A 19,168-nucleotide genomic window follows, 5' to 3' on the forward strand; every position below is an offset into this window, starting at 1 on the left:
GATTTCTTTGTTGAATGCTGGATCTTCGGCCTTGCTTTACTTCATCGCATCTCGCCTAATCGAACGAACTTGGCGGCATCCTATATAAGATAAGGAGACTTCCCTATGTTCAATAAACTGATTGCCGCCGGACTGACCGCTATCGTAACTTCAGGTCTGATTATCTCGATTTCTTACATTCGCTCAGCCTTAGAGGCTCTGGATGATGATCTCTATTTTTCGATTTTTTTATTCTACACCCTTTCTTCTTTCCCAGTCATTTTAATTTCGGGAATCCTAGCCGACTTTTTTGTGAAACGAATCGCTCCGTTCTTTTCCACTAATCGGAATATTTTTTTGCTGAAAGCCATAGTATACGTCGTTTTCGGCTGCATGATTGCTCTTTTCTTGCTGTTTCTTGACCATGAAGGCAATTATACTTTTAGTGATCTCAATTTTGTATTGCTCGCTGGAGTATCGGCGTTCCTTTACTTTTTATTTTCCTTCGAACTCCAACGTAGAAAACGTAGCATCCCCTGAATTCACACATAAAAAATGACTCCAGAATATACACTGGAGTCACTTGAATATTTCGAGGGTATGTATTAATTTCGCTTTTTCATCCTTGGGACTGCCGTTTTTGAAAAGCAAAGATTGCCAATAATAAAGCCGCCAGTTCGAGTGGATAGTAAAGTAGAATCGAGGCATCAATGACAGCATTCTGCGCCAATCCCAAGACTCCGCCTTGAAAACTTAGCCATCGCCCAGTAGATCAGGACCAATACAAACAATTTTCCAAATAACACGAACCTTAATGCCGTATCGCTTAGAAATACGCTTGAAAAAATTCAAAATGATTTATGTTAGCATGTTCATCTCTCCTTCTCAAATACGTAGTAAACGATTTACCGCGCCCAAATATAATGAATCAGCCTCATCCGTTGACCGTGTAACACCACTTCTTCTTCTTTATTTACTCGTCGGAATCCGCTATGCGTCAAGACTTTTTGCGAGGCTAAGTTCCCGTCCGTCGTTTTTGCTTCGACTTTATCGATTTCAAGCTTCTGACAGTGCTTAAGCAATAATCGAACCGCCTCTTTCGCAATCCCTTTTCCAGTATGTAATTGCCCAATCCGGTAACCGAGTTGCGCACTTTTATCGATCGGACTCCGGTCAACAAGATTGATTCGGCCAAGAATCGAACCAGTTTCGTTCTTGATCAAGAAAAAGACGGAACTACCGTCCTTTTGCTCCTGCAAGAGAGCCGCATGCCGTTCCCGAAAAATGTCAGGCACATAGTAGTCATCTCCACGTGACGGAATCGACTGCTCGAAATAACGCCGGTTGTCACATTCAAATGCGTATAACTCATCGGTATCGCCTGCTGTACAAGCTTTTAACTGAATTCTCATACTGACTCCTCTTCATGAAGATTTAATGGTAGGTTGTCCATTCTTCCTTTTGATGAAACGACTGACCCGGGACTCGCATTGATTTATGTCTTGTATTCGTGATCTTACTTCTTATTCCTTTTCAAACTCCTAATTACCCCTTTAAAATTCCATATATTATCATTATAATCATATAAGATACAGTTTATCACCGATTCATCACTACAGGTCAAGTTAGGAAACAGCATGTTCATCAAACGAAATCATCATAATCTAGCTACCCATAATGTTCGTGTGTTTTATTTCATCACCTTGTTCGGCACGATCAATCTCCTCGATCCGGTCATCACCTTATTTTATTTCCAGCGCGGCTTGTCGGCATCAGACATTCTGATCATCCTCTTCATGTATTGTGCCGCCACGTTAGTATCGGAAATCCCGACCGGTGCCTTTGCCGACCGCTTCGGACCAAAAGCGTCGTTTTTAACCGGCAGCCTGATCAGTATTTTCTCAACCAGTCTGTTGCTGATTGCGGATGACCTTTGGTGGTTTTCGATTCAGGGACTGCTGTGGGGATTATCAACGTCCTTCTTTTCCGGTTCAGGCGATGCCCTGATTTACGAATCCTTAAAGGAAAGTGGTCAAGAAAAGACGATGAGTCAGGTCATGGCAAAGATCTCGTCTGTCATGTTCTCCGTCACGATTTTCACCAGCCTGATTGGCGCCTATCTCGTCCGCGATTTGGCGGAAAGCCAGTTCCAATTTCTGATACTCATCGGAATTCTCTTCAAAATCATCGAATTCTTGTTGATCTTCAGTCTGATCAACCCTAAATCATTTGATCAGTTCCGGGACAACCCGTATACCCATGTCAAAAACGGTTGGCAGATTATCCGTAAGTCCCCGGATTTGATTAAAGTCTTTCTCAACTTCACGATTGTGTTGATTCCGTCTGTCGTGATTTTCGGCAAATTTGAGCAACCGTACGTGACGGGAGCCGGACTTCCGGTTGCATGGCTCGGCGTTTTGTACGCAAGCGCCGCTCTACTCAGCATGCTGATCACCCGACATCTCGCCTGGCTGTTGCTCCAGTTTAAACGGACGACGTTGATGCAACTATCCGGCGTCGTCACACTGCTTGCTGTTTCACTGGCCAGTTTCCTGTTTGACAGCTTGTGGATTGCCTTAGTGCTCTTTTTTGTCCTGCGGATGCTTCGATCAATCCGCCAACCGCTTTATTCCGGTATCATCAACGAACACATCCCGTCCGGCAGCCGGGCGACGACGCTCTCGTTGCTCAATCTCGTCGATTCCGCGTTCGACTTAATCATTCTCGGAACGATGTCGTTTGTTGCGACCCTCGGATTACCGGCCATCTTTATCGGATGCGCGCTGATTATCGGAGTCGGTCTGTTGTTTCCGGTGCGGGAAGCGAAATATGTACAGGAGCAAGAAGGGAGACATATCGTATGATTTACCGGAAAGTAATTGCGGCTTCGATCTCCGGCGCGATCTTTGCCATTTTGTTCGGTCTGTTCGTTCCGGATCCGACGAGCGCTCCTGCCAACTCGATTTGGCAGTATCTATCAAGTGTTATAATTACTATTCCGGCCTATCTGATGTACAGTTTTCCGTTCATCCTGATTTACGGCGGGATAACGTCACTTCTCAGTGAGATCATCAGCCGACGGATCACTAAACATCAAAAAGCTGATTTCGTTGTTTCGGGTGTGTTGCATCTGGCATTCGGATCTGTTTTTTTCCTGATATTTAATCCTTACGCCGGTATCCTCAGCTTAGCTGCAGCACTCCTGTTTTTCGTGACAGATCGTTACTTACAAAACAAACGAGCTTCATACCGGCTGACGCAAGCCTTGATGAGTCTAGAAATTCCGATTGGCGTCTGGATTTTGTTCATGGGAATCGTTTACCTTCAAAGCCTGGTAACTGGAAACTGAACAAGAGCGGACGACCTGACACTCCAGGTCGTCCGCTCTTGTTAAAAGTATGTATTAAACCCTATCTCATCTTCCCGCAGAATTCCTTTTTCATTGATGTATTCCGTGGTCAGATTTCCGTGCCGGAGTAACTTCTTTTTCTTTATAGCCGTTGCCAGCCGCGTCAGATTTTTTTCTTCCGTCGGTAACCGGTCCCGCTGCAGTGTAATCGTAATGAACGGTGGGATTTTTGCTTTCTCATACTCGCTTGACGATGATGGATCCAGCTTCAATTGTTGGACAGCGTCTTGATAATACACTGCCTTGTATGCGGTCCCTTGACCGAAAATCGTTTCGACAAGCGGACGGATCTTTTCCGTCAGTGTCTGCGACCACTGTTCAGACAAGTAGGTATCCGTAACCTGCTTTGTCTGCTGATCGACATACACGAAAAAATCTATATTTGTCTTTAAGTCATTCAGTTGCACGGCATAATCAAACTCGGAGTACCTGCCCGTTGAGTCGTAGAAGACACCCGCTACTTCAGCCTGTTGAAAGTGCTTCGCGATGTATGATTTCGTCTCACGTACGACTCGATCTGCTTCCGGTTCGTCCGGTTCCATGGACTGGACATACAGAAAAACAACCAGACCTGCCATCACGACCATGACACCAAAAAGAATCAGTAGCTTTTTAGCAAATGCGCTCATGTTACCCCCTCCTTTTTCCCTAATACTACCATCCTGATTGTTCAATTGACTAAATTCATCCATATTTTTCTTTCGTATTTCTTTTAATATCCCTACAATGAAAATAATCCGTTTTTCTCTGAATACTTTTGATGAAAGCGTGGTGAAGACATGCGCCGCACCATTCGTTTACTGATTCTGGGTCTGTTCATAGTCTGCGTTTTATCCGGCTGTTCCAATGAGGAATATGTGATCGAAGAAATCCAAGGCAATCAGCTTTCGCTCGGTCCTGAGGAGCAGGATCCGGAAGCTTCGTATACCTTGATCGAAGTCACGATTGACGATCAGACGAAGATTGACGGTCGGACCAATCCCGTATCCGTCTTAAAACCGGGGGACATCATCCGGTTCGAATACCGGAAAGACAAACAACCGCTCGTCGCAACGATCGAGCGGGTCAATTGATAGAAGAAAGAAGGTCGATGATTTGAAACTGACAGGAAAACGCATTTTGGTGACCGGCGTCACCGGGACGGTCGGCGCGCGTGTCGCAAGACGACTTGTGCCGGAAGCACTCGAAGTCCGCGGCTTGATCCGGAATCCCGATCAGCTTGTTTTCGTGGAGCAACTGGGTTTCACACCGGTCCTCGGTGACCTTACCGATCGAGCGTCGCTTAGACAAGCGATGGAGAAGATTGACTGGGTGATCCATTGTGCCGCCTATCTTGGAGAGGACCCGGTCCTTGCGCATCAAGCCAACGTGGTTGGCGTCGAGCACTTGGCAGCTGTGGCACATGAAACGGGTGCACACATCATCCATATCTCGACGACATCCGTCTACGGAGAACCAGCGGACGGTCAGTTGACGGAGTCGTCGCCGCTCGCCGTTGACCATCCGGCACCGTACATCGAGACAAAAATCCGCTCGGAACGCATTTTGAACCAGTATGCAGCGCACGGACTTGATGTCCGCATTCTACGGTCCGGCGCCATCTGTGCCGAACACCATTCCTACTGGGGCGACCGCCAAGTCAAACGGATGCAGGAGGCGGAGATCGTGACTTGGGTCCATCCGGATGATGTCGTGAACTGGGTTCATGCCGATAATCTGGCCGCGATGGTGTACCTCGTCCTCACGCGTGGGAAATCCGGTGACGTCTTTCATGCGGTCGACGCCAACATTCCGGAAACCGACTTTCGCATGCGTCTGATCGAAGCGTCGGGCAAGCCGTATCGCATCCCGAACCGGATAGCGGAGCATCCGACCTATTCGAACGACAAAATCGTTGCCCTCGGTTACCGGCCGGTTCGTTCGTTTGAAGAAACGATGGACAGGTTGGTTTATATGTTTCAATCTCCTGTATGAAACAAGCTCACGTCTGCTTCATTTAAATGGCTCCTGTCATTTTTTTATTCCTGCAGTACCTATTAAATAAAAAGACATGATCTTTGTGATCAGTGTCTTTTTATTTTTGATGCCCCGCTTTTATATCTATAAAAATGATTCTTCAGGTTTATTTGAATTACAATATCGAAATAATCCCTCAAAAAGCCGATATACTATTGAACTACAGGTGTCTTATCAACAGCTTAGAGGAGGTTTTAATTTGAGAAACTTGAAATTCATATCTTTTTTAAGTCTTATTTTTGTTTTTTTATCATTCGGATTTCACTTATTTATATTTGAAGGACCGTCCTGGAAGCGCGTGTTAAATTTAAATAGTATTCAATTAACGGTTGGATTGTTAAGTACTTATTGGCTGTTTAAGATATTCCGACGTGCAGCAAAGAAGGACCAACCCTTTTGGCTATTTCTCTCTGGAGGAACATTTTTTTCAGCGTTCGGGACATTCATTTGGATAGTAATTATGTTACGTTCTCACACCGTTCAAACGCCCGTTTTTTCGTCAGTACTTTGGATTTGTGCTTACTTTCTTTATTTCAGTGCTTTGATTTTTAAATTACGTAAGGATAGCACCATTTTAGCAAACACGACGTACTTCTTTAATATGGCCATCTATATGGTGGCGGCGAGTTCAATTAGTTATTTCTACTTACTTCATCCGCTTTATCATCTGCAAAAAGAGTCTTTTTGGTTAAACGCCATCACTATATTGTTTCAATTTGCCGATTTAGGTATTTTATTTTTTATTGTGACTGTCGGTTATTTAATACCATTTGATCGCAAGAACCATACTTTGATTTTTCTCGTTATCGGATTATTTCTACAGGTGATCGGAGATGTGATTTTTGCTCAACTCACCATCGAGAATACCTATGAAGCCGGTAAGCTGGTGGATTTCATGTGGACACTTGCTTTATTGTTCATCGGATTTACAGGCCTTCACTATGCATCTACCCAATCGCAGTATACTTTAAAAGTTAAAAGACCTTTTTTTAGACGAGAATTTTTACTTCCTTATACGAGTATTCTTCTTTTATCTTTTTTAATGATTAAATCGTATGAATGGCATCTAAATGCTTTGAGTATCGGATGGTTTACCATTTTTATACTCATCTTGATTCGACAAACGATCGTTTTAATAAAAAATAAGCGCCTGTTGACGGAACTTGAGGATGTCGCATATCGGGATCGTTTAACTGGTATTGGTAACCAGGCGGATTTCATCCGGTCGACCCCTGAACTTAAGCAATATCCCAACACATCGATTGCAGTTGTAGTGGTTCATTTGGATCGATTTAAACAATTCATGGATGCCTTTGGTTATCATGTGGGAAATCAAATCATACAAGTCATGAATAGCCGATTATCCGTCATCCTTCCGAAAGGGGTCCGTGTATTTCGGACGAGCGAAAATGAATTCACTGTGCTACTTCCTTACGAAAAAGTAGAAACGCTTCATGAACGATGTAACGAGATGATTGCTTTTTTACGGACCACTATGAAAATTGAATACCATGAGATCAGCCTGGTCCCCCGAATTGGAATTAGTTTATTTCCTGTCCACAGTGACGATCTAGAAGAGCTTCAAAGATTAGCAAGCGAAGCCTTGTATCATTCACAAAATAGAACGCATCATCTGTATACTTTTTATGATACTTCGTTCACTTCACGACTAGCACAGCATTTGGAAATGGAGACCCATTTGCGAAATGCACTACAATCAAATCAATTTGAAGTGTATTATCAACCGAAAGTACATTTATCGACCGAAAACATCGTAGGTATGGAAGCATTGATACGATGGAAACATCCGGACTTCGGATTCATCTCACCTGCTGAATTCATCCCAATCGCAGAAGAGTCCGGATTGATCAATGAAATCGGTGAATGGGTGTTGCGTACGGCTTGTATGTATAATAAAAAACTCCAAATGTCAGGCTTCACGCCACTTCTGCTATCAGTAAATGTTTCGTCACTTCAATTTCAGAATCCTCTTTTCAGTGAGAAAGTGGAAACGATTTTAGAGGAAACAGGCCTGGATGCTCAGTGGTTGGAATTAGAAATCACCGAAAGTATTGTTCAGGATATTGAGGAAAGTATTTCCATCCTCCAAGACCTTGCTCGACTGGGTGTCGAAACGTCGATTGATGACTTCGGTACAGGATATTCTTCACTGAACGTATTGGAGCAGCTGCCGATCGATACGCTGAAAATTGATAAATCCTTTGTCGATCGACTAGAGGAGGATTCCTCTTCTCCAATCGTCAAAACCATTATTGAGCTAGGTATGAATTTAAAATTATCGATTGTCGCGGAAGGGATTGAAACCTTGCAACAGAAAAAAATCTTGCAACAATACGGCTGTCCGATTGGACAAGGGTACTTCTTCTCACCGCCCGTAGAAGCACAAGCATTTATGGCCTTGCTTCCCGTTCACGAAACAATAGTTTTAACGCAAATCAGTCATCACTGAGGTTGCACCGAAAACAGACGATCACAATGATTCGTCTGTTTCTTGTTTAAAAGACGCAGAAAGCGACATAGTTAAAAGTTTTCTTATGTAAACGAATTTTCATTCCCCTAAACCATAATTACCTGCTAGAACCATGAGGTAAGCATGTATAATGAATAAATCACAAAAAAAGGAGTATAGATGATATATGCTTAAATCATTACGATGGCCTTTATCCATTACGTTTTTTTATCTCTTCTTCTATTATATATGGATTTTAGCTTGGAATGATGACTTCTATATTCAAGCATTCGGTGGAAATCTTTTTTCTGTTTTCGGAATCTTCATCGCCTTCGTTTGGCTCTCGTCCACAGTCAAAAAATCGAAAGGTACAGATAAAACATTTTGGATTCTACTGACAATCGCAACATGCTGTTACCTGATTGCAGAGATTATCTGGTTCATTACAGAGAGTATCTTTTTAAGGGCAGTACCTTCTCCGGGTCTGACCGATGTTTTTTATCTGTTACAGGTTGTTTTTATTTTAAGTGCCCTGCTGTACAAAGTCTTTCATCAAACAAAAAAGCAAGAGCGCGTACCCTTCCTGTTTGATGTTTTAATTGTTTTAGTAGTCGCCTCGACATTTTCTTGGCACTTTTTAATTGCGCCCATTCTGGATTCACACGATATCAGCATGAATGAGTTGGTCGTTTCGTTGGCGTATCCGATTGGCGATTTAGGAATGCTTTTAGCAACCGCTTTTCTTTTTTTCAGTGCGACAAAACAACACCAAAATCTTTCGACACTACTTGTATTTGCAGCTTTATTAGTCCAGGCAATCGCCGACTCCGTTTACCTCTATTTGTTGTCGATTGGTGCCTATTTTTCCGGAAGTTTCATTGATCCGTTATTCATTGTCGTCATGATGATACTCGGATTGTCGGGATTACTTCATTCCTCTTCCAAAACGCCAGTAGAGTCCGAAGTGCTGATTGCCCAAATGAATATTTTTCAGCTGTTGACCCCGTATGGAGGTGTCCTGATTCTATTTCTTTTCATGGGCTTACACTCGACCGGAATGGATTCAGTCACCATCGGATCGGGTCTATCAATTGTCTTAGTGATTGTCAGACAAGTACTCATGATTTTGGAAAATCAGCGTCTGGTCAAACAATACTACCGCAAGACGCAGGAGTTAGAAATGAGTGAAGAACGCTATAAATCGTTATTTGAATATCACCCGGATCCTGTGTATTCCACTGATCTTACTGGTCGGTTCGAAAGTGCCAATAAAGCTTGTAGCACCCTGCTTGGTGTAACAAATGAAAAAATACTCGGTAAAAACAGTTTATTATACGTCGATCCCCTTGATCGTGACCGTGTCACTTTTGAGCTCAAACAAGTATTTATTGGCCATCCCCGGAGTTATGAAACAATCGTTAACGGTCATAATGGAAATAAAGCATACATGCATATCACAAACATTCCGATCATCGTTCGTGACAAACTGGTCGGCATCTTTGGCATCGGGAAAGACATTACAACCAACAAGGAAAACGAGAAGAAAGTTAACTATTTGGCCTACCATGATGCCCTAACCGGACTTAACAACCGGATTGCTTTTGAGGAAAAAATACATGAATTGATTAATACTCAAACCAATATCAACGCGAATCAAAACATTTCATTATTTTTCATGGATTTAAATCAATTTAAACGTGTGAACGATTCTTTAGGGCATGACGTAGGTGATCAACTTCTTACAGCTGTTGCTCAGCGTCTGCTTAATATGTCCGAATCTTTTACGATGATCGCAAGACAAGGTGGAGATGAATTTACTTTAATTGCGGAAAATATCGAATCTGATTCAAATTTGCAGGAGTTAGCAAGCATGTTAGTAACTCGTCTTCAAGATCCTTACAACATTCAAGGACATACCATTCATTGTCCTCCAAGTCTTGGTGTATCGTCCTTTCCAATGGATTCAAATTCATTTCGAGAATTGATGAAACATGCAGATATTGCGATGTATGCTTCTAAGAAAAAAAGCCTAAAGGGAGCTTACACTTTGTATTCCTCACTCCATGAGTTAGAAAAGTAAGTAATCCTCTTGAACTACCTCCACCTACGCTTCACTTAGAGGTGGAGGATTCCTGAGTTATCCGACCTGGTCGAAACCTGATCAGGCTAACCCCGTCGTCCCGACGGTTGAAGAAGCTAAAATGCGTTCTGCTTCTTGAAGAAGCGGTCAAACGCATCGGCAAGGTGTTTGACGCTGATCTGAACAGATGTACTATCCACTTCCTTCAACCAGTCGAACTCCTGCTTCAACAAAGGAATTTCTTTGGAACAAGAACCGAAAGACAGCCCTTTTCCAGTGGTCTTGTGCATTTCATCCCACTTCGCCAGGAAGTGGTTGAAGATGAATCGCCTAATTTTGATAAAATCATTTTTCATGACTCTAATTAAAAGAACTTATTTAATAACAGAGGAATGATTTCTCCACATGTTAACTGGACTACTGACAATTCGTTTACTCCATCTTTCAAAAGATGTCGCTTCTCGTTCGTCCGGAGAAAAAAATCACATTCATGTCCTCAATGATATTATGTAGATTTTCATAATCGTATCGTTCTTCAAAGGACTTGATCTATACTTGAAAATAGATCGGCAAAAGTTAATTACTTCGTTATCAAAGTCGACTCCACAGCTGAGTGAGTTGTTGCTGTACGGTCCAAAACATCCACCAACACGCTCCAGCGCACACTATGCTAAGTAAAAGTGATCCACCTCGACTCAAAAGTAGATACAATACCAACAACAGAAGAAACGTCGCCGGTAAGCCGTACAGGACACTTTTGACAAACGCCGTCACTTCCATTTTTGATTGGCCTTGCCGGACGAGCCAAATGAGACTGATCAGACTGACGAGCGGCAGGGCCGCAATCACCCCGCCGTACGTCGGGGAACGTCGGGCCAATTCCGTGACAAAACCGATGATGACGGCACTGGTAAAGATTTTAATCAGAAAAGCAGTCATCGGTCGCCTCCCGAAACAGCTGAAATGCCGTTTGAATCATGTGTTGTTCTGCAGGAGATAATTGGTTTAAAACATGCTCGACACGTTTTGCGTCGAGTTCGGTATGCGTTTTGACGGCTGTCCGTCCTTCACGCGTCAAACTGACTTGAACGACACGCTGGTCGACAGATGACCGTTGTTTGACGACATACCCAAGCCCTTCTAACTTTTTCACATGCTCCGACGCGGTATTCGGAGACAAATTAAACCGGGCTGCAATCTCCTTCACTGTAATGGCGCCTGTCATTTGAATCGTTTGCAAGATCCGGACACTTTGATGCGACAGATTTGCCGTCCATTTCGGATGCAGATGATAGTACAACCGGGCAAAGTCTTCATGAATCGCTGACATCTCGTTCACTCCCTTTTATATCGTTACATCCGATTATATCGTAAATTACGACATAAATAAACAGTCAGGAAAGCGAGGACAGACCATGAAAAAACGAATCACACTGTTCGTCATGAGCAGTCTATTCTTTACAGCAGGATGTACGACTGACACAACGACTTCGACGACAGATTCAATTGCGACGGAAGCCCGTCAAGATCCGGCGGCTGATTTAATCCGGGCAGACGACCGGGTGTATCGGCTCGACGGAAAAGATGCGACAATCAAAAAAAAGAACGTGATTTCCTTTTCGACTGTCACGAAACAACTTACCGCCAAACAACCGTTGACGGACCAATCGGCGACAGACTGGCAATCCGGAACGAAGTTATACCGGAGTGAAGACGCGACCGGTGTGCTGTTTGTTTTCAAAGGAACGACCGCTTACCGGTATACGGCCATTCCGGAAGGCTGATGGGTGCGAAATCCTTCTCTGTTCGAGACGACCGTCCCATTGAACCTTACGATTTTGTTAGTTAAATCTCTTTGAGGTAGATGGTACACTAATCCCATTACGTTCCAACGATCCACTAAGGGAGACTTCTTGATGAAAGAAACCACGCACACATCCACTTCCACCTTGACGACGGATGAAAAAATCATTCGCTTGATCCAAGGTCTTCACCAGTTACATACAACACCGATGAAAGCAGCACATTACCAAAAATTAGCACATTACCTGCCCTATCCCTCTTTACAGGAAATTGAACAACGGTTTGGCTCTTGGACCAAACTATTGGAACAAGCGGGCATCGTCAAACCGTTCGAGTTGTCCACCGAGGACCATTTGATGCTGAATCGGGCAAAACCCGGTACGTCCAGCCAAAAACGCTGGAGTGTGGATGAAAGTATCGCTTTTTATATCAAGACGCGTGGCTCACGCGTGACCATCCGCTCTTACTCGGAGTTACGGGAAACACATACGCAGATGGTGAGCGCAAACACCATCATCCGGCATTATGGGACATGGAAACAGGCACTGGCACATTTCCGGTTGTCGTCAAACGGTTTTTATTCCGACGCAGATTGCCTGAACGCGTTGCGCCAGGCATACGAAGAGCTCGGTCCTGACTTAACGAGCCAAGAGTATGTCCGGTTTGCGCGTAAGCACCAGGCCCCTTCCTTGACCTTATTAATCGAACGGTTCACGAGTTGGCGGGAAGCTTTACGGATTCTCGAAGAGACACTCGACTAAAAAACGGTTGATCCTCGCATGATTCGGAGGATCAACCGTTTTTCATTTTTTAAGTTCACCTGGATTTGATTTGAAAATCTCATGATCCTGTCCTTCTTTGCAGCCGGTCAGGGTAAAGGTGTTCCCTCCCTCAGTTGTTTGTTGCTCAAGGTTTTGACAGATTTCCTTGTTCCGGTCGTCTGCCTGCGAACCATATTCATCACGCGACGAATCGAGGGAATAGGTAAACCGTTTCCCGTCATACGTGACATCTTCAAGGATTGCATCCCCTTCCGTCGTATACCCCGTAATCCGGATTGTATCCTGTTTCTGTTGCCCGACTCGCGTTAAAAACGTCTCGAACCGGTCAAGATTATGCCGTTCCGGCGTCGTGACGATGTCACCGTTTTTACTGGCTTCTTTTAACGGGTAATCGTTGCTTGCACAACCGGCAAGCATCAGAATTCCAACTCCAAACAACAGATGGATTCGTTTTCTCATCCCTATTCCCCTTTCAGAGTGTCGTCGCGACGGTCTGTAAATCGTCAGCCGTCTCCGCAATCGATTCCGCGATATGGCGCATACCTTCAATCGTTCCGGCGACCTGTTCCGTATCCTGCGACAATGTAATAATCTGTTTCGAGACATCGACCGTTTGGCGGGAAATCGTCGTAAAGGCGTTGACGACACGGGTCAGTTCTTCCGTCGTTTGCACGACCGACTGCTCGGTCCCGCTCATCCGCTCCGAGACTTGTCCCATTTTCGAAGTGATTTCCTGGGCGATGCTTGATGCTTCTGACGCGGACCGTTTACTTTCTTCCGCCAGTTTCCGGATTTCCTGGGCGACGACGGTAAAGCCGCGTCCCATCTCGCCGGCTCGTGCCGCTTCGATCGAAGCGTTGAGACTCAACAGGTTCGTCTGATCGGAAATCGCCGTCACCATCCCGGCAATCCGTTCGATTTCGCGTGACAAAAAGGCGAGCTGTGTCATCTGTTCCGTCGTCAGCGTCATCTCTTCTACAACTTGTTCAAACCGTTTCGTTTCCGCCTCGACCAATTCGACACCGTCTGCCGCTTCTTTGGCTGCCTGGGTCAATTGTGTCGCAATCGCCCCTGTCGTCACGGACACCTGTTGGGCATGCCGCTCCATTTCCTGAAAACTGGCAGACGATTGTTGACTCATCGCGGCCAGTTCCTCTGTCGACTTTTGAACGGTCTGTCCGACACGCTGTTTCGCATCCGTCACCGTCTGCCGCTCGGCTTCGACCATCTCCTCATACATCGTCAAAACGATCTGTTGTTCGAGATTAAACAGTTTCCCGGCAGAGCGGACAATCCGGACCTGTTCCGACTCGGGTAACGTACTGTCCTCGATTTGCCGGCTCAAGACGTTTAATACCTTTTGGAAGGCGGCGATGTACCACTTATTTTGCAGGCCGATCCGGACATGCCGATCGGCGATCCGTTTTCGGACGTTGATGTAGTCCGGTGTGACCTGTCCGTCAAACATCTGGAGGATATGCTTGGCGAGCGTTCCTTTTAACCGTTCGAGTGTCGAGTGCCGTTCAATCAGTTGTTTCAGCTCCGGCACCCGGACCAACTCCGCATAAAACGCATCGACCATCTGCGGCATCCACTCCGCGACATCGTGACGGATCAAACGGATGATTTGTAAATCCTCGACCGTCAAATCAATCAGCTGGAGTTGTTGCGCAAATGCTGCCCCCGCTTCTAAGCGAACATGTTCCTGTTCTTGTTGCATCCGTTCTGAAAACGTAATCTCTTGTTGTTTCGACCACCATTTCACACTATCGATCCCCTTTTTCAGTCATCTCATCTTGTATAACGGCTTCATACTGCCAAAGATGAAGCATTTTCCTTTGAATTCCCAAAATGAATGACACTTTTCCCAAAAGAGTGACAGTTCTGAATGACTGTTCGAAAAAAACAACCCGTCCGTGACGGATTGTCAGATCTTTTAGGATACAGTTCGTTGCGCAAGCCATTGATCGAGACGATGCAATTGTGAGGTGAATCCTTCTTTCATTCCCATCTCAAGGACTTGTTTTACCGCTTCCTCGGTCTTAAAGTCCGACCGGAACACTACCCGGGTCCGGTCACCGACGGCTTCGAACGTCGTCACGTTTTCACTGCCCGGCAATTCTTCGGAAATTGTTCCGGAAGCATCCGAAAAATAATCGGCGTGGGCGTAACTTTGCGGAGCATCAATTTGTCGGAAGATCGCTTTTCCCCACGACTCCATTCCGTAGAATTCCCCTTGCGCGGGATCCTTGCAGCGCATACAGTAATGCCAAATGCCGCCTTCGACGAAATCAAAGGTCGTGATTTCCGTTTGCCAGCCTTCCGGTCCCCACCAGGCTTCGAGATGCTCTTTTTCCGTAAATGCGGCAAATACCAGCTCACGAGGAGCGTCGAACGTCCATTCCATTTGAAGAACGGAACCTTCGACTTTCGTTTTTAGTTTTTCTTGCATCATCGTTCACTCCTTTGGGTTGACTGTGTCCTGTATCTGTTCCAAATATCCTTCAAGTCGTGTCATCCGGCTGACCATCTGCTGTTCAAACGATTGGCTCCACGCAGTGAGACCTTGGAACGGCTCCGTTCGCAAATGATAAATCCGGCGGTTCGCGGCCGGTTCGATGCGGACGAGATCCGCTTCGAGCAGAACTTTCAGGTGTTTCGATGTTTGCGGTTGGTTAAGACGTAACTGTACGGCAATTTCACCGACCGGTAACGGACCCGTCTTCAACAGTTCGACGATTTTCAAGCGATTGGTATCGGATAAAGCAAATAACGTACGTGCAAGCCCATCTGACATGATTTCCACCTCTTCTGTTTATATATACCCCAAAAGGAATATTCCAAACAAAGAATATATAAAATTGAGCGAAATAGTTGTCAGACGAAACAAACGTACAGTATCGTCAAAGCACACGCATGTAAAGAGAGAGTGAAGTCTGATGAAAACCGAATGGCTCGAAGCCTTTCACGTCACGGCGGAAACATCCAGCCTGACGAAAGCAAGCGAACTGTTGCATATGACGCAACCGGCGCTCAGCAAACAAATCAAAAATCTCGAACAGGCGGTCGGCGCTCCCCTGTTCACCCGGACGACGAGCGGAGTCTCCCTGACGCCGGCAGGAGAAATCGTCTTCAAAGACGGACAAAAAATTCTCGAACAGCTCGATGACATGCAACGAAAAATTGATCAGTTGCAGGGACAGACGTCGTTCACACTCGGTTCATGGCCGAGTGTCGCCATGTCTTATTTGCCGCAACACTTCGCCAACCATCCAACAGTGGATGGACCGGAACTGAAGATCAAGACGGCACACACATATATCGAACTAATGGCCGGTCTTGAGCAGCATCAGTACGATGCCGTATTGCTCGACGATCGGCAAATCGAGCATCCGTATCCGTCGACACACCTGTATACGGAACCGTTTTTACTCTACTTCCATGAAGCCGACGAACGGTTCGAAGGCTGTGTCGATGTCCGGTTCGATCAAATCGAATCCTCGTCGTTCCTGTCCTTGCCGATCGATTGTGACTCGACGAATATCCTGAAAGCCGCGTTTGCGGAACGCGGGGCGACCTATACTGTCGCTTCGGAAATGGAATTTGGTTCAAGCGTCCTTGGCTTCATCCGGGCAAAACTCGGGATCGCGATTTTACCGGCGATTTTCCAGGATGGTCTTCCTCCGGAAATCCGGACCCTGCCGATCACCGGCTTTGACGTCACACGCGAATTATCTCTCGTAACACGGGACGCGGAACACCATCAGACGTTACTCCGTTTGATTGGTCATCCGCGTAGCCGTTGATTCAGTCGGTTCCGCAGAGCGTCGATTTCGGAACGGTCGAGCGTCTGATCTTCGATTTCCCCGTAACGGACCACATGATAAAGTAGCGGATTAATCGGCAACTCGATCCGGTCGAGCCAATCCTGGACCGTTTCTTCCGGCCGGCGTTTTGATCCGTCCGGTAGCTGCCGGTCAAAAGAAGCAATCAATTGACGGACTTCGGAAACGGAGTCCGTTTGTTGTCGTTGTCGCTCCGGACGCCAGTCAAGCGGTGCTATCTTCGGACGTAAGATTTGCGGATCCCCCTCTTCCGTCGGCTCAAGCAACTGTTTACGCCGGCGGTATCCGAGTAACCGGCGGAACACAAAAACAGATAAGAAGGCTGTGACCAGTGCTCCGACCGGCAGCAGAATATCCGGCAAGAACAAGGAGGTACCTTTGATCATTGGACCTTTCGGGAACGGTTTTGCTCCAAATTTCGGCCCCTTCATTGCTTTGCGCGGCTTAATTTTGTAATGGAATGTGTAATCCGCCGGTTTATAGATATATGTCTTATAAACATAACGTTCAAACGCGACGAGCGATGCGGCCATTACCAAAACGGATAGAATCATCAGTCCGAGCTTCCGTTGCATAATACGCCTCCTTTTTTTACCAAATAATAACATATAGCGGCTAGTTCTTCAGCATTTTTCTTTCTTTTCAGTCAATTTGAGCGTACAGTAAAATTACACTGTCAGAATAGGATGTGATCATATGTACTTACCTTCGTTTCAACTGAATCAGAAAACCGTTCTTGTGACCGGTGCCGGTCGCGGCATCGGCCGTGCCCTGGCGATCGGAATGGCGGAAGCTGGCGCGGATGTCTTACTGGTCGCCCGCACGGAATCCGATTTACAGGAAACCGCAAAACAGATTGAACAACTTGGACGGCGCGCCTTTGTCTTAACATGCGACGTGACGGACCGGACGCAGGTCCAGGCGACGGTCGACCGTGCCTATACATATGTTGACCGGATTGATGTCCTTGTCAACAATGCCGGAATGAACATCCGCTCGAAAGCACTGGATGTCACCGAGGACGAGTGGGAAACAATCCAGCAGACGAACTTAAAGTCTGCCTTCCTATTCTCACAGGAAATCGGACGCCGGATGCAGGACACCGGCGGCAGTATCCTCAACATCGCTTCGGTTGCGGGACACGTCGCCTTACGAACCGGTGTCGTCTATGCGACGACGAAAGCCGCCTTGATTCAGATGACAAAAGTCTTAGCGCTTGAATGGGGTCCGAAAAATATCCGCGTCAATGCGATCGGACCGTGGTATTTCAAGACACCGCTGACGGAACCGTTGCTCGCCGATCCCGCTTATTTGCAGGACATCGTTGACGTGACACCGCTCGGCCGGGTCGGTGAACTGACGGAACTCGTTGGACCAGCTGTGTTCCTTGCGTCGGACGCCGGAACGTACGTCACCGGACAGACGCTGTTCGTTGACGGCGGGATGACGATTAAAGGATTTTAACGTGAGACGAAAAGGACTTCCGATTTTAATCGAAAGTCCCTTTTTCTGTCGTGTCCTATTTTTAAAGTGAGGTGGGAAAACCAGATGGATTCATTAAGAGATACGATTGCTGTCGTTACCGGCGCATCCCGCGGCGCCGGTCGCGGAATCGCTTACGAACTGGGACGATCCGGAGCAACCGTCTACGTGACGGGACGCAGTACGCAGGAAAGCTCCACCGACGGTCGTCCGGAAACGATTGAACAGACGGCCGCCGGTGTCACGGCTCGCGGTGGTCTCGGTATTCCGGTCCGTTGTGACCATACCGATCCGGACGAGATAACTTGCTTGTTCCAACAGATTCAAGACCAGCACGGTCAGATTGATCTGCTCGTCAACAGTGTGTTCGGCGGTTCGGAAGCTTCCCTTCCTGTGGGGCAAGGCAAACGATTTTGGGAACGTCCGCCGGAACACTGGGACGCGATGATGGTCGCCGGCCCGAAAGCCTATTTGCTGACGACGCGGGCGGCTGTTCCGTTGCTTCAGCAAAGTCCAACAGCATTGATCGTCAATTTGACGTCGTTCACGCCGGATCAAGCCGCCGGCAATTTGTATTATGACTTAGCGATGCAGTCAATCAACCGAATGACATTTGTGATGGGTCAGGAACTTCGAACGTCTCGCGTCGCTTCGATTGCGCTCTGTCCCGGCTTCATGCGGACGGAACGGGTCGTCGACGCAGGCTTCAGCAGTGATGCGACTGAGACAACCGCTTATGTTGGACAGGCTGTCGTCGCCCTTGCCCAGGACCCGGATATCCTGCAACGGACCGGGCAAGCTTTGTTCGTGTCGGATCTCGCACGTGACTACGGCTTTACGGATCAGGACGGAACGCAACCGGCGACGTTTATAACTTAACTTACGCTTTCCGCTTTGACATTTGAATGGCCATAATAACCGGATAGGCGGTAATCGCTAAAATCCAAATTAGCTTCATCATCAGAGGTTTGCTCCTTTTACGTGCGATTTATTTGATTCGCTTACACTTTTAACGATTGAGCTCGTAATCAACAAGAAATACGGGTAGACCAGAAGCGAGCCGATTAAAATAAAGCCGACAATCGGACCTGGTGCATCCCCTTCATAAGTCACTTGAGATTCCTGTCGTACGGTTTAACCGATAGACGTTGAGCAACGCTTCTAACGGAATAAGTAAGGCGACCGCATACATGATGCTTATTGCATTGATTTTCAAAAACGTTTTGATAATGCCTTTTCCTCTCTATAACAGATTTTCATAGTATACATACGTAACTAAGCAGAAAAAGAAACATACAAAGG

At 46.2% G+C, this 19,168-nt stretch carries 21 protein-coding genes and 1 pseudogene; 12 read left to right on the forward strand and 10 right to left on the reverse strand.

The annotated features are described in order from the left end of the window. The first annotated feature begins 105 nt into the window (after window positions 1-105). Window positions 106-519, forward strand: coding sequence for a hypothetical protein (locus P402_RS0108990; RefSeq protein ID WP_026828374.1), 414 nt, complete (start codon window positions 106-108; stop codon window positions 517-519). 365 nt (window positions 520-884) lie between these two features. On the opposite strand, the gene P402_RS0109000 is transcribed toward P402_RS0108990, so the two are convergent. After that, on the reverse strand, window positions 885-1,391 hold the full coding sequence (locus P402_RS0109000) for a GNAT family N-acetyltransferase (protein WP_026828375.1): 507 nt from the start codon (window positions 1,389-1,391) through the stop codon (window positions 885-887). A gap of 225 nt (window positions 1,392-1,616) precedes the next feature. Here P402_RS0109000 and P402_RS0109005 point away from each other — a divergent pair, with 225 nt between their 5' ends. Next, window positions 1,617-2,843: an MFS transporter gene (locus P402_RS0109005; protein ID WP_026828376.1), complete on the forward strand. Its 1,227-nt coding sequence runs from the start codon at window positions 1,617-1,619 to the stop codon at window positions 2,841-2,843. Continuing rightward, entirely contained in the window at window positions 2,840-3,328 is a 489-nt protein-coding gene (locus P402_RS0109010; RefSeq protein ID WP_026828377.1) for a hypothetical protein, read from the forward strand. The genes P402_RS0109005 and P402_RS0109010 overlap by 4 nt, the downstream gene beginning before the upstream one ends. A 41-nt stretch (window positions 3,329-3,369) precedes the next feature. Here P402_RS0109010 and P402_RS0109015 read toward each other — a convergent pair whose 3' ends face one another. Further along, the gene (locus P402_RS0109015) at window positions 3,370-4,017 is read right to left on the reverse strand and encodes a hypothetical protein (RefSeq protein ID WP_026828378.1); all 648 of its coding nucleotides are present in this window, start codon (window positions 4,015-4,017) and stop codon (window positions 3,370-3,372) included. Between the two features lie 150 nt (window positions 4,018-4,167). Between P402_RS0109015 and P402_RS0109020 the strand changes: the two genes are divergently transcribed. The 4 genes from P402_RS0109020 to P402_RS16385 all read left to right on the forward strand — a co-directional run bounded on the left by P402_RS0109020 (window position 4,168) and on the right by P402_RS16385 (window position 9,954). Beyond that, window positions 4,168-4,461, forward strand: a complete 294-nt coding sequence (locus tag P402_RS0109020) for a hypothetical protein (protein ID WP_026828379.1) — start codon at window positions 4,168-4,170, stop codon at window positions 4,459-4,461. 22 nt (window positions 4,462-4,483) lie between these two features. Continuing rightward, window positions 4,484-5,362 (forward strand): NAD-dependent epimerase/dehydratase family protein, encoded by an 879-nt coding sequence (locus tag P402_RS0109025; protein ID WP_026828380.1) that lies wholly within the window; start codon window positions 4,484-4,486, stop codon window positions 5,360-5,362. A gap of 241 nt (window positions 5,363-5,603) precedes the next feature. Next, a complete protein-coding gene (locus P402_RS16380) occupies window positions 5,604-7,874 on the forward strand; it encodes a putative bifunctional diguanylate cyclase/phosphodiesterase (RefSeq protein ID WP_051525142.1) in 2,271 nt (756 codons plus the stop codon). A gap of 187 nt (window positions 7,875-8,061) precedes the next feature. Continuing rightward, window positions 8,062-9,954: a DUF4084 domain-containing protein gene (locus P402_RS16385; RefSeq protein WP_051525143.1), complete on the forward strand. Its 1,893-nt coding sequence runs from the start codon at window positions 8,062-8,064 to the stop codon at window positions 9,952-9,954. A gap of 125 nt (window positions 9,955-10,079) precedes the next feature. Here P402_RS16385 and P402_RS16390 read toward each other — a convergent pair. From P402_RS16390 to P402_RS0109055, 3 genes and pseudogenes are all read right to left on the reverse strand, one after another. Then, window positions 10,080-10,289, reverse strand: a pseudogene (locus P402_RS16390) (IS200/IS605 family element RNA-guided endonuclease TnpB); the annotation flags it as partial. Window positions 10,290-10,545: 256 nt separating this feature from the next. Beyond that, window positions 10,546-10,893, reverse strand: a complete 348-nt coding sequence (locus P402_RS0109050; RefSeq protein WP_026828381.1) for a DUF3147 family protein — start codon at window positions 10,891-10,893, stop codon at window positions 10,546-10,548. Further along, window positions 10,874-11,284, reverse strand: coding sequence for a MarR family winged helix-turn-helix transcriptional regulator (locus P402_RS0109055; protein WP_026828382.1), 411 nt, complete (start codon window positions 11,282-11,284; stop codon window positions 10,874-10,876). Before P402_RS0109055 ends, P402_RS0109050 begins: the two co-directional genes overlap by 20 nt. A gap of 85 nt (window positions 11,285-11,369) precedes the next feature. Here P402_RS0109055 and P402_RS0109060 point away from each other — a divergent pair, with 85 nt between their 5' ends. Together P402_RS0109060 and P402_RS0109065 are read left to right on the forward strand one after the other, a co-directional pair. Then, window positions 11,370-11,738, forward strand: a complete 369-nt coding sequence (locus P402_RS0109060) for a hypothetical protein (RefSeq protein ID WP_026828383.1) — start codon at window positions 11,370-11,372, stop codon at window positions 11,736-11,738. Window positions 11,739-11,870: 132 nt separating this feature from the next. Beyond that, the gene (locus tag P402_RS0109065) at window positions 11,871-12,518 is read left to right on the forward strand and encodes a homing endonuclease associated repeat-containing protein (protein ID WP_026828384.1); all 648 of its coding nucleotides are present in this window, start codon (window positions 11,871-11,873) and stop codon (window positions 12,516-12,518) included. 42 nt (window positions 12,519-12,560) lie between these two features. On the opposite strand, the gene P402_RS0109070 is transcribed toward P402_RS0109065, so the two are convergent. The 4 genes from P402_RS0109070 to P402_RS0109085 form a co-directional block, all read right to left on the reverse strand. Then, window positions 12,561-12,998 (reverse strand): DUF4362 domain-containing protein, encoded by a 438-nt coding sequence (locus P402_RS0109070; RefSeq protein ID WP_026828385.1) that lies wholly within the window; start codon window positions 12,996-12,998, stop codon window positions 12,561-12,563. 13 nt (window positions 12,999-13,011) lie between these two features. After that, entirely contained in the window at window positions 13,012-14,304 is a 1,293-nt protein-coding gene (locus P402_RS0109075; RefSeq protein ID WP_026828386.1) for a globin-coupled sensor protein, read from the reverse strand. A 171-nt stretch (window positions 14,305-14,475) separates the two neighbouring features. Beyond that, a complete protein-coding gene (locus P402_RS0109080) occupies window positions 14,476-14,991 on the reverse strand; it encodes an SRPBCC family protein (RefSeq protein WP_026828387.1) in 516 nt (171 codons plus the stop codon). A 6-nt stretch (window positions 14,992-14,997) separates the two neighbouring features. Beyond that, on the reverse strand, window positions 14,998-15,336 hold the full coding sequence (locus P402_RS0109085; RefSeq protein WP_026828388.1) for an ArsR/SmtB family transcription factor: 339 nt from the start codon (window positions 15,334-15,336) through the stop codon (window positions 14,998-15,000). Window positions 15,337-15,478: 142 nt separating this feature from the next. Here P402_RS0109085 and P402_RS0109090 point away from each other — a divergent pair, with 142 nt between their 5' ends. Then, window positions 15,479-16,345 carry a LysR family transcriptional regulator gene (locus P402_RS0109090; RefSeq protein ID WP_026828389.1) on the forward strand — a complete coding sequence of 289 codons (867 nt, stop codon included), beginning with the start codon at window positions 15,479-15,481 and terminating at the stop codon, window positions 16,343-16,345. On the opposite strand, the gene P402_RS0109095 is transcribed toward P402_RS0109090, so the two are convergent. Continuing rightward, window positions 16,327-16,959 carry a hypothetical protein gene (locus P402_RS0109095; RefSeq protein WP_026828390.1) on the reverse strand — a complete coding sequence of 211 codons (633 nt, stop codon included), beginning with the start codon at window positions 16,957-16,959 and terminating at the stop codon, window positions 16,327-16,329. The two genes, P402_RS0109090 and P402_RS0109095, sit on opposite strands and share 19 nt — an antisense overlap. A gap of 121 nt (window positions 16,960-17,080) precedes the next feature. On the opposite strand from P402_RS0109095, the gene P402_RS0109100 reads away from it, so the two are divergent. Continuing rightward, on the forward strand, window positions 17,081-17,848 hold the full coding sequence (locus P402_RS0109100) for an SDR family NAD(P)-dependent oxidoreductase (RefSeq protein WP_026828391.1): 768 nt from the start codon (window positions 17,081-17,083) through the stop codon (window positions 17,846-17,848). Window positions 17,849-17,932: 84 nt separating this feature from the next. Further along, window positions 17,933-18,745, forward strand: a complete 813-nt coding sequence (locus P402_RS0109105; RefSeq protein ID WP_026828392.1) for an SDR family NAD(P)-dependent oxidoreductase — start codon at window positions 17,933-17,935, stop codon at window positions 18,743-18,745. The last annotated feature ends 423 nt before the right edge of the window (window positions 18,746-19,168 follow it).

Source organism: Exiguobacterium sibiricum 7-3, from assembly GCF_000620865.1.
GTDB classification, from domain to species: Bacteria; Bacillota; Bacilli; order Exiguobacteriales; family Exiguobacteriaceae; genus Exiguobacterium_A; species Exiguobacterium_A sibiricum_A.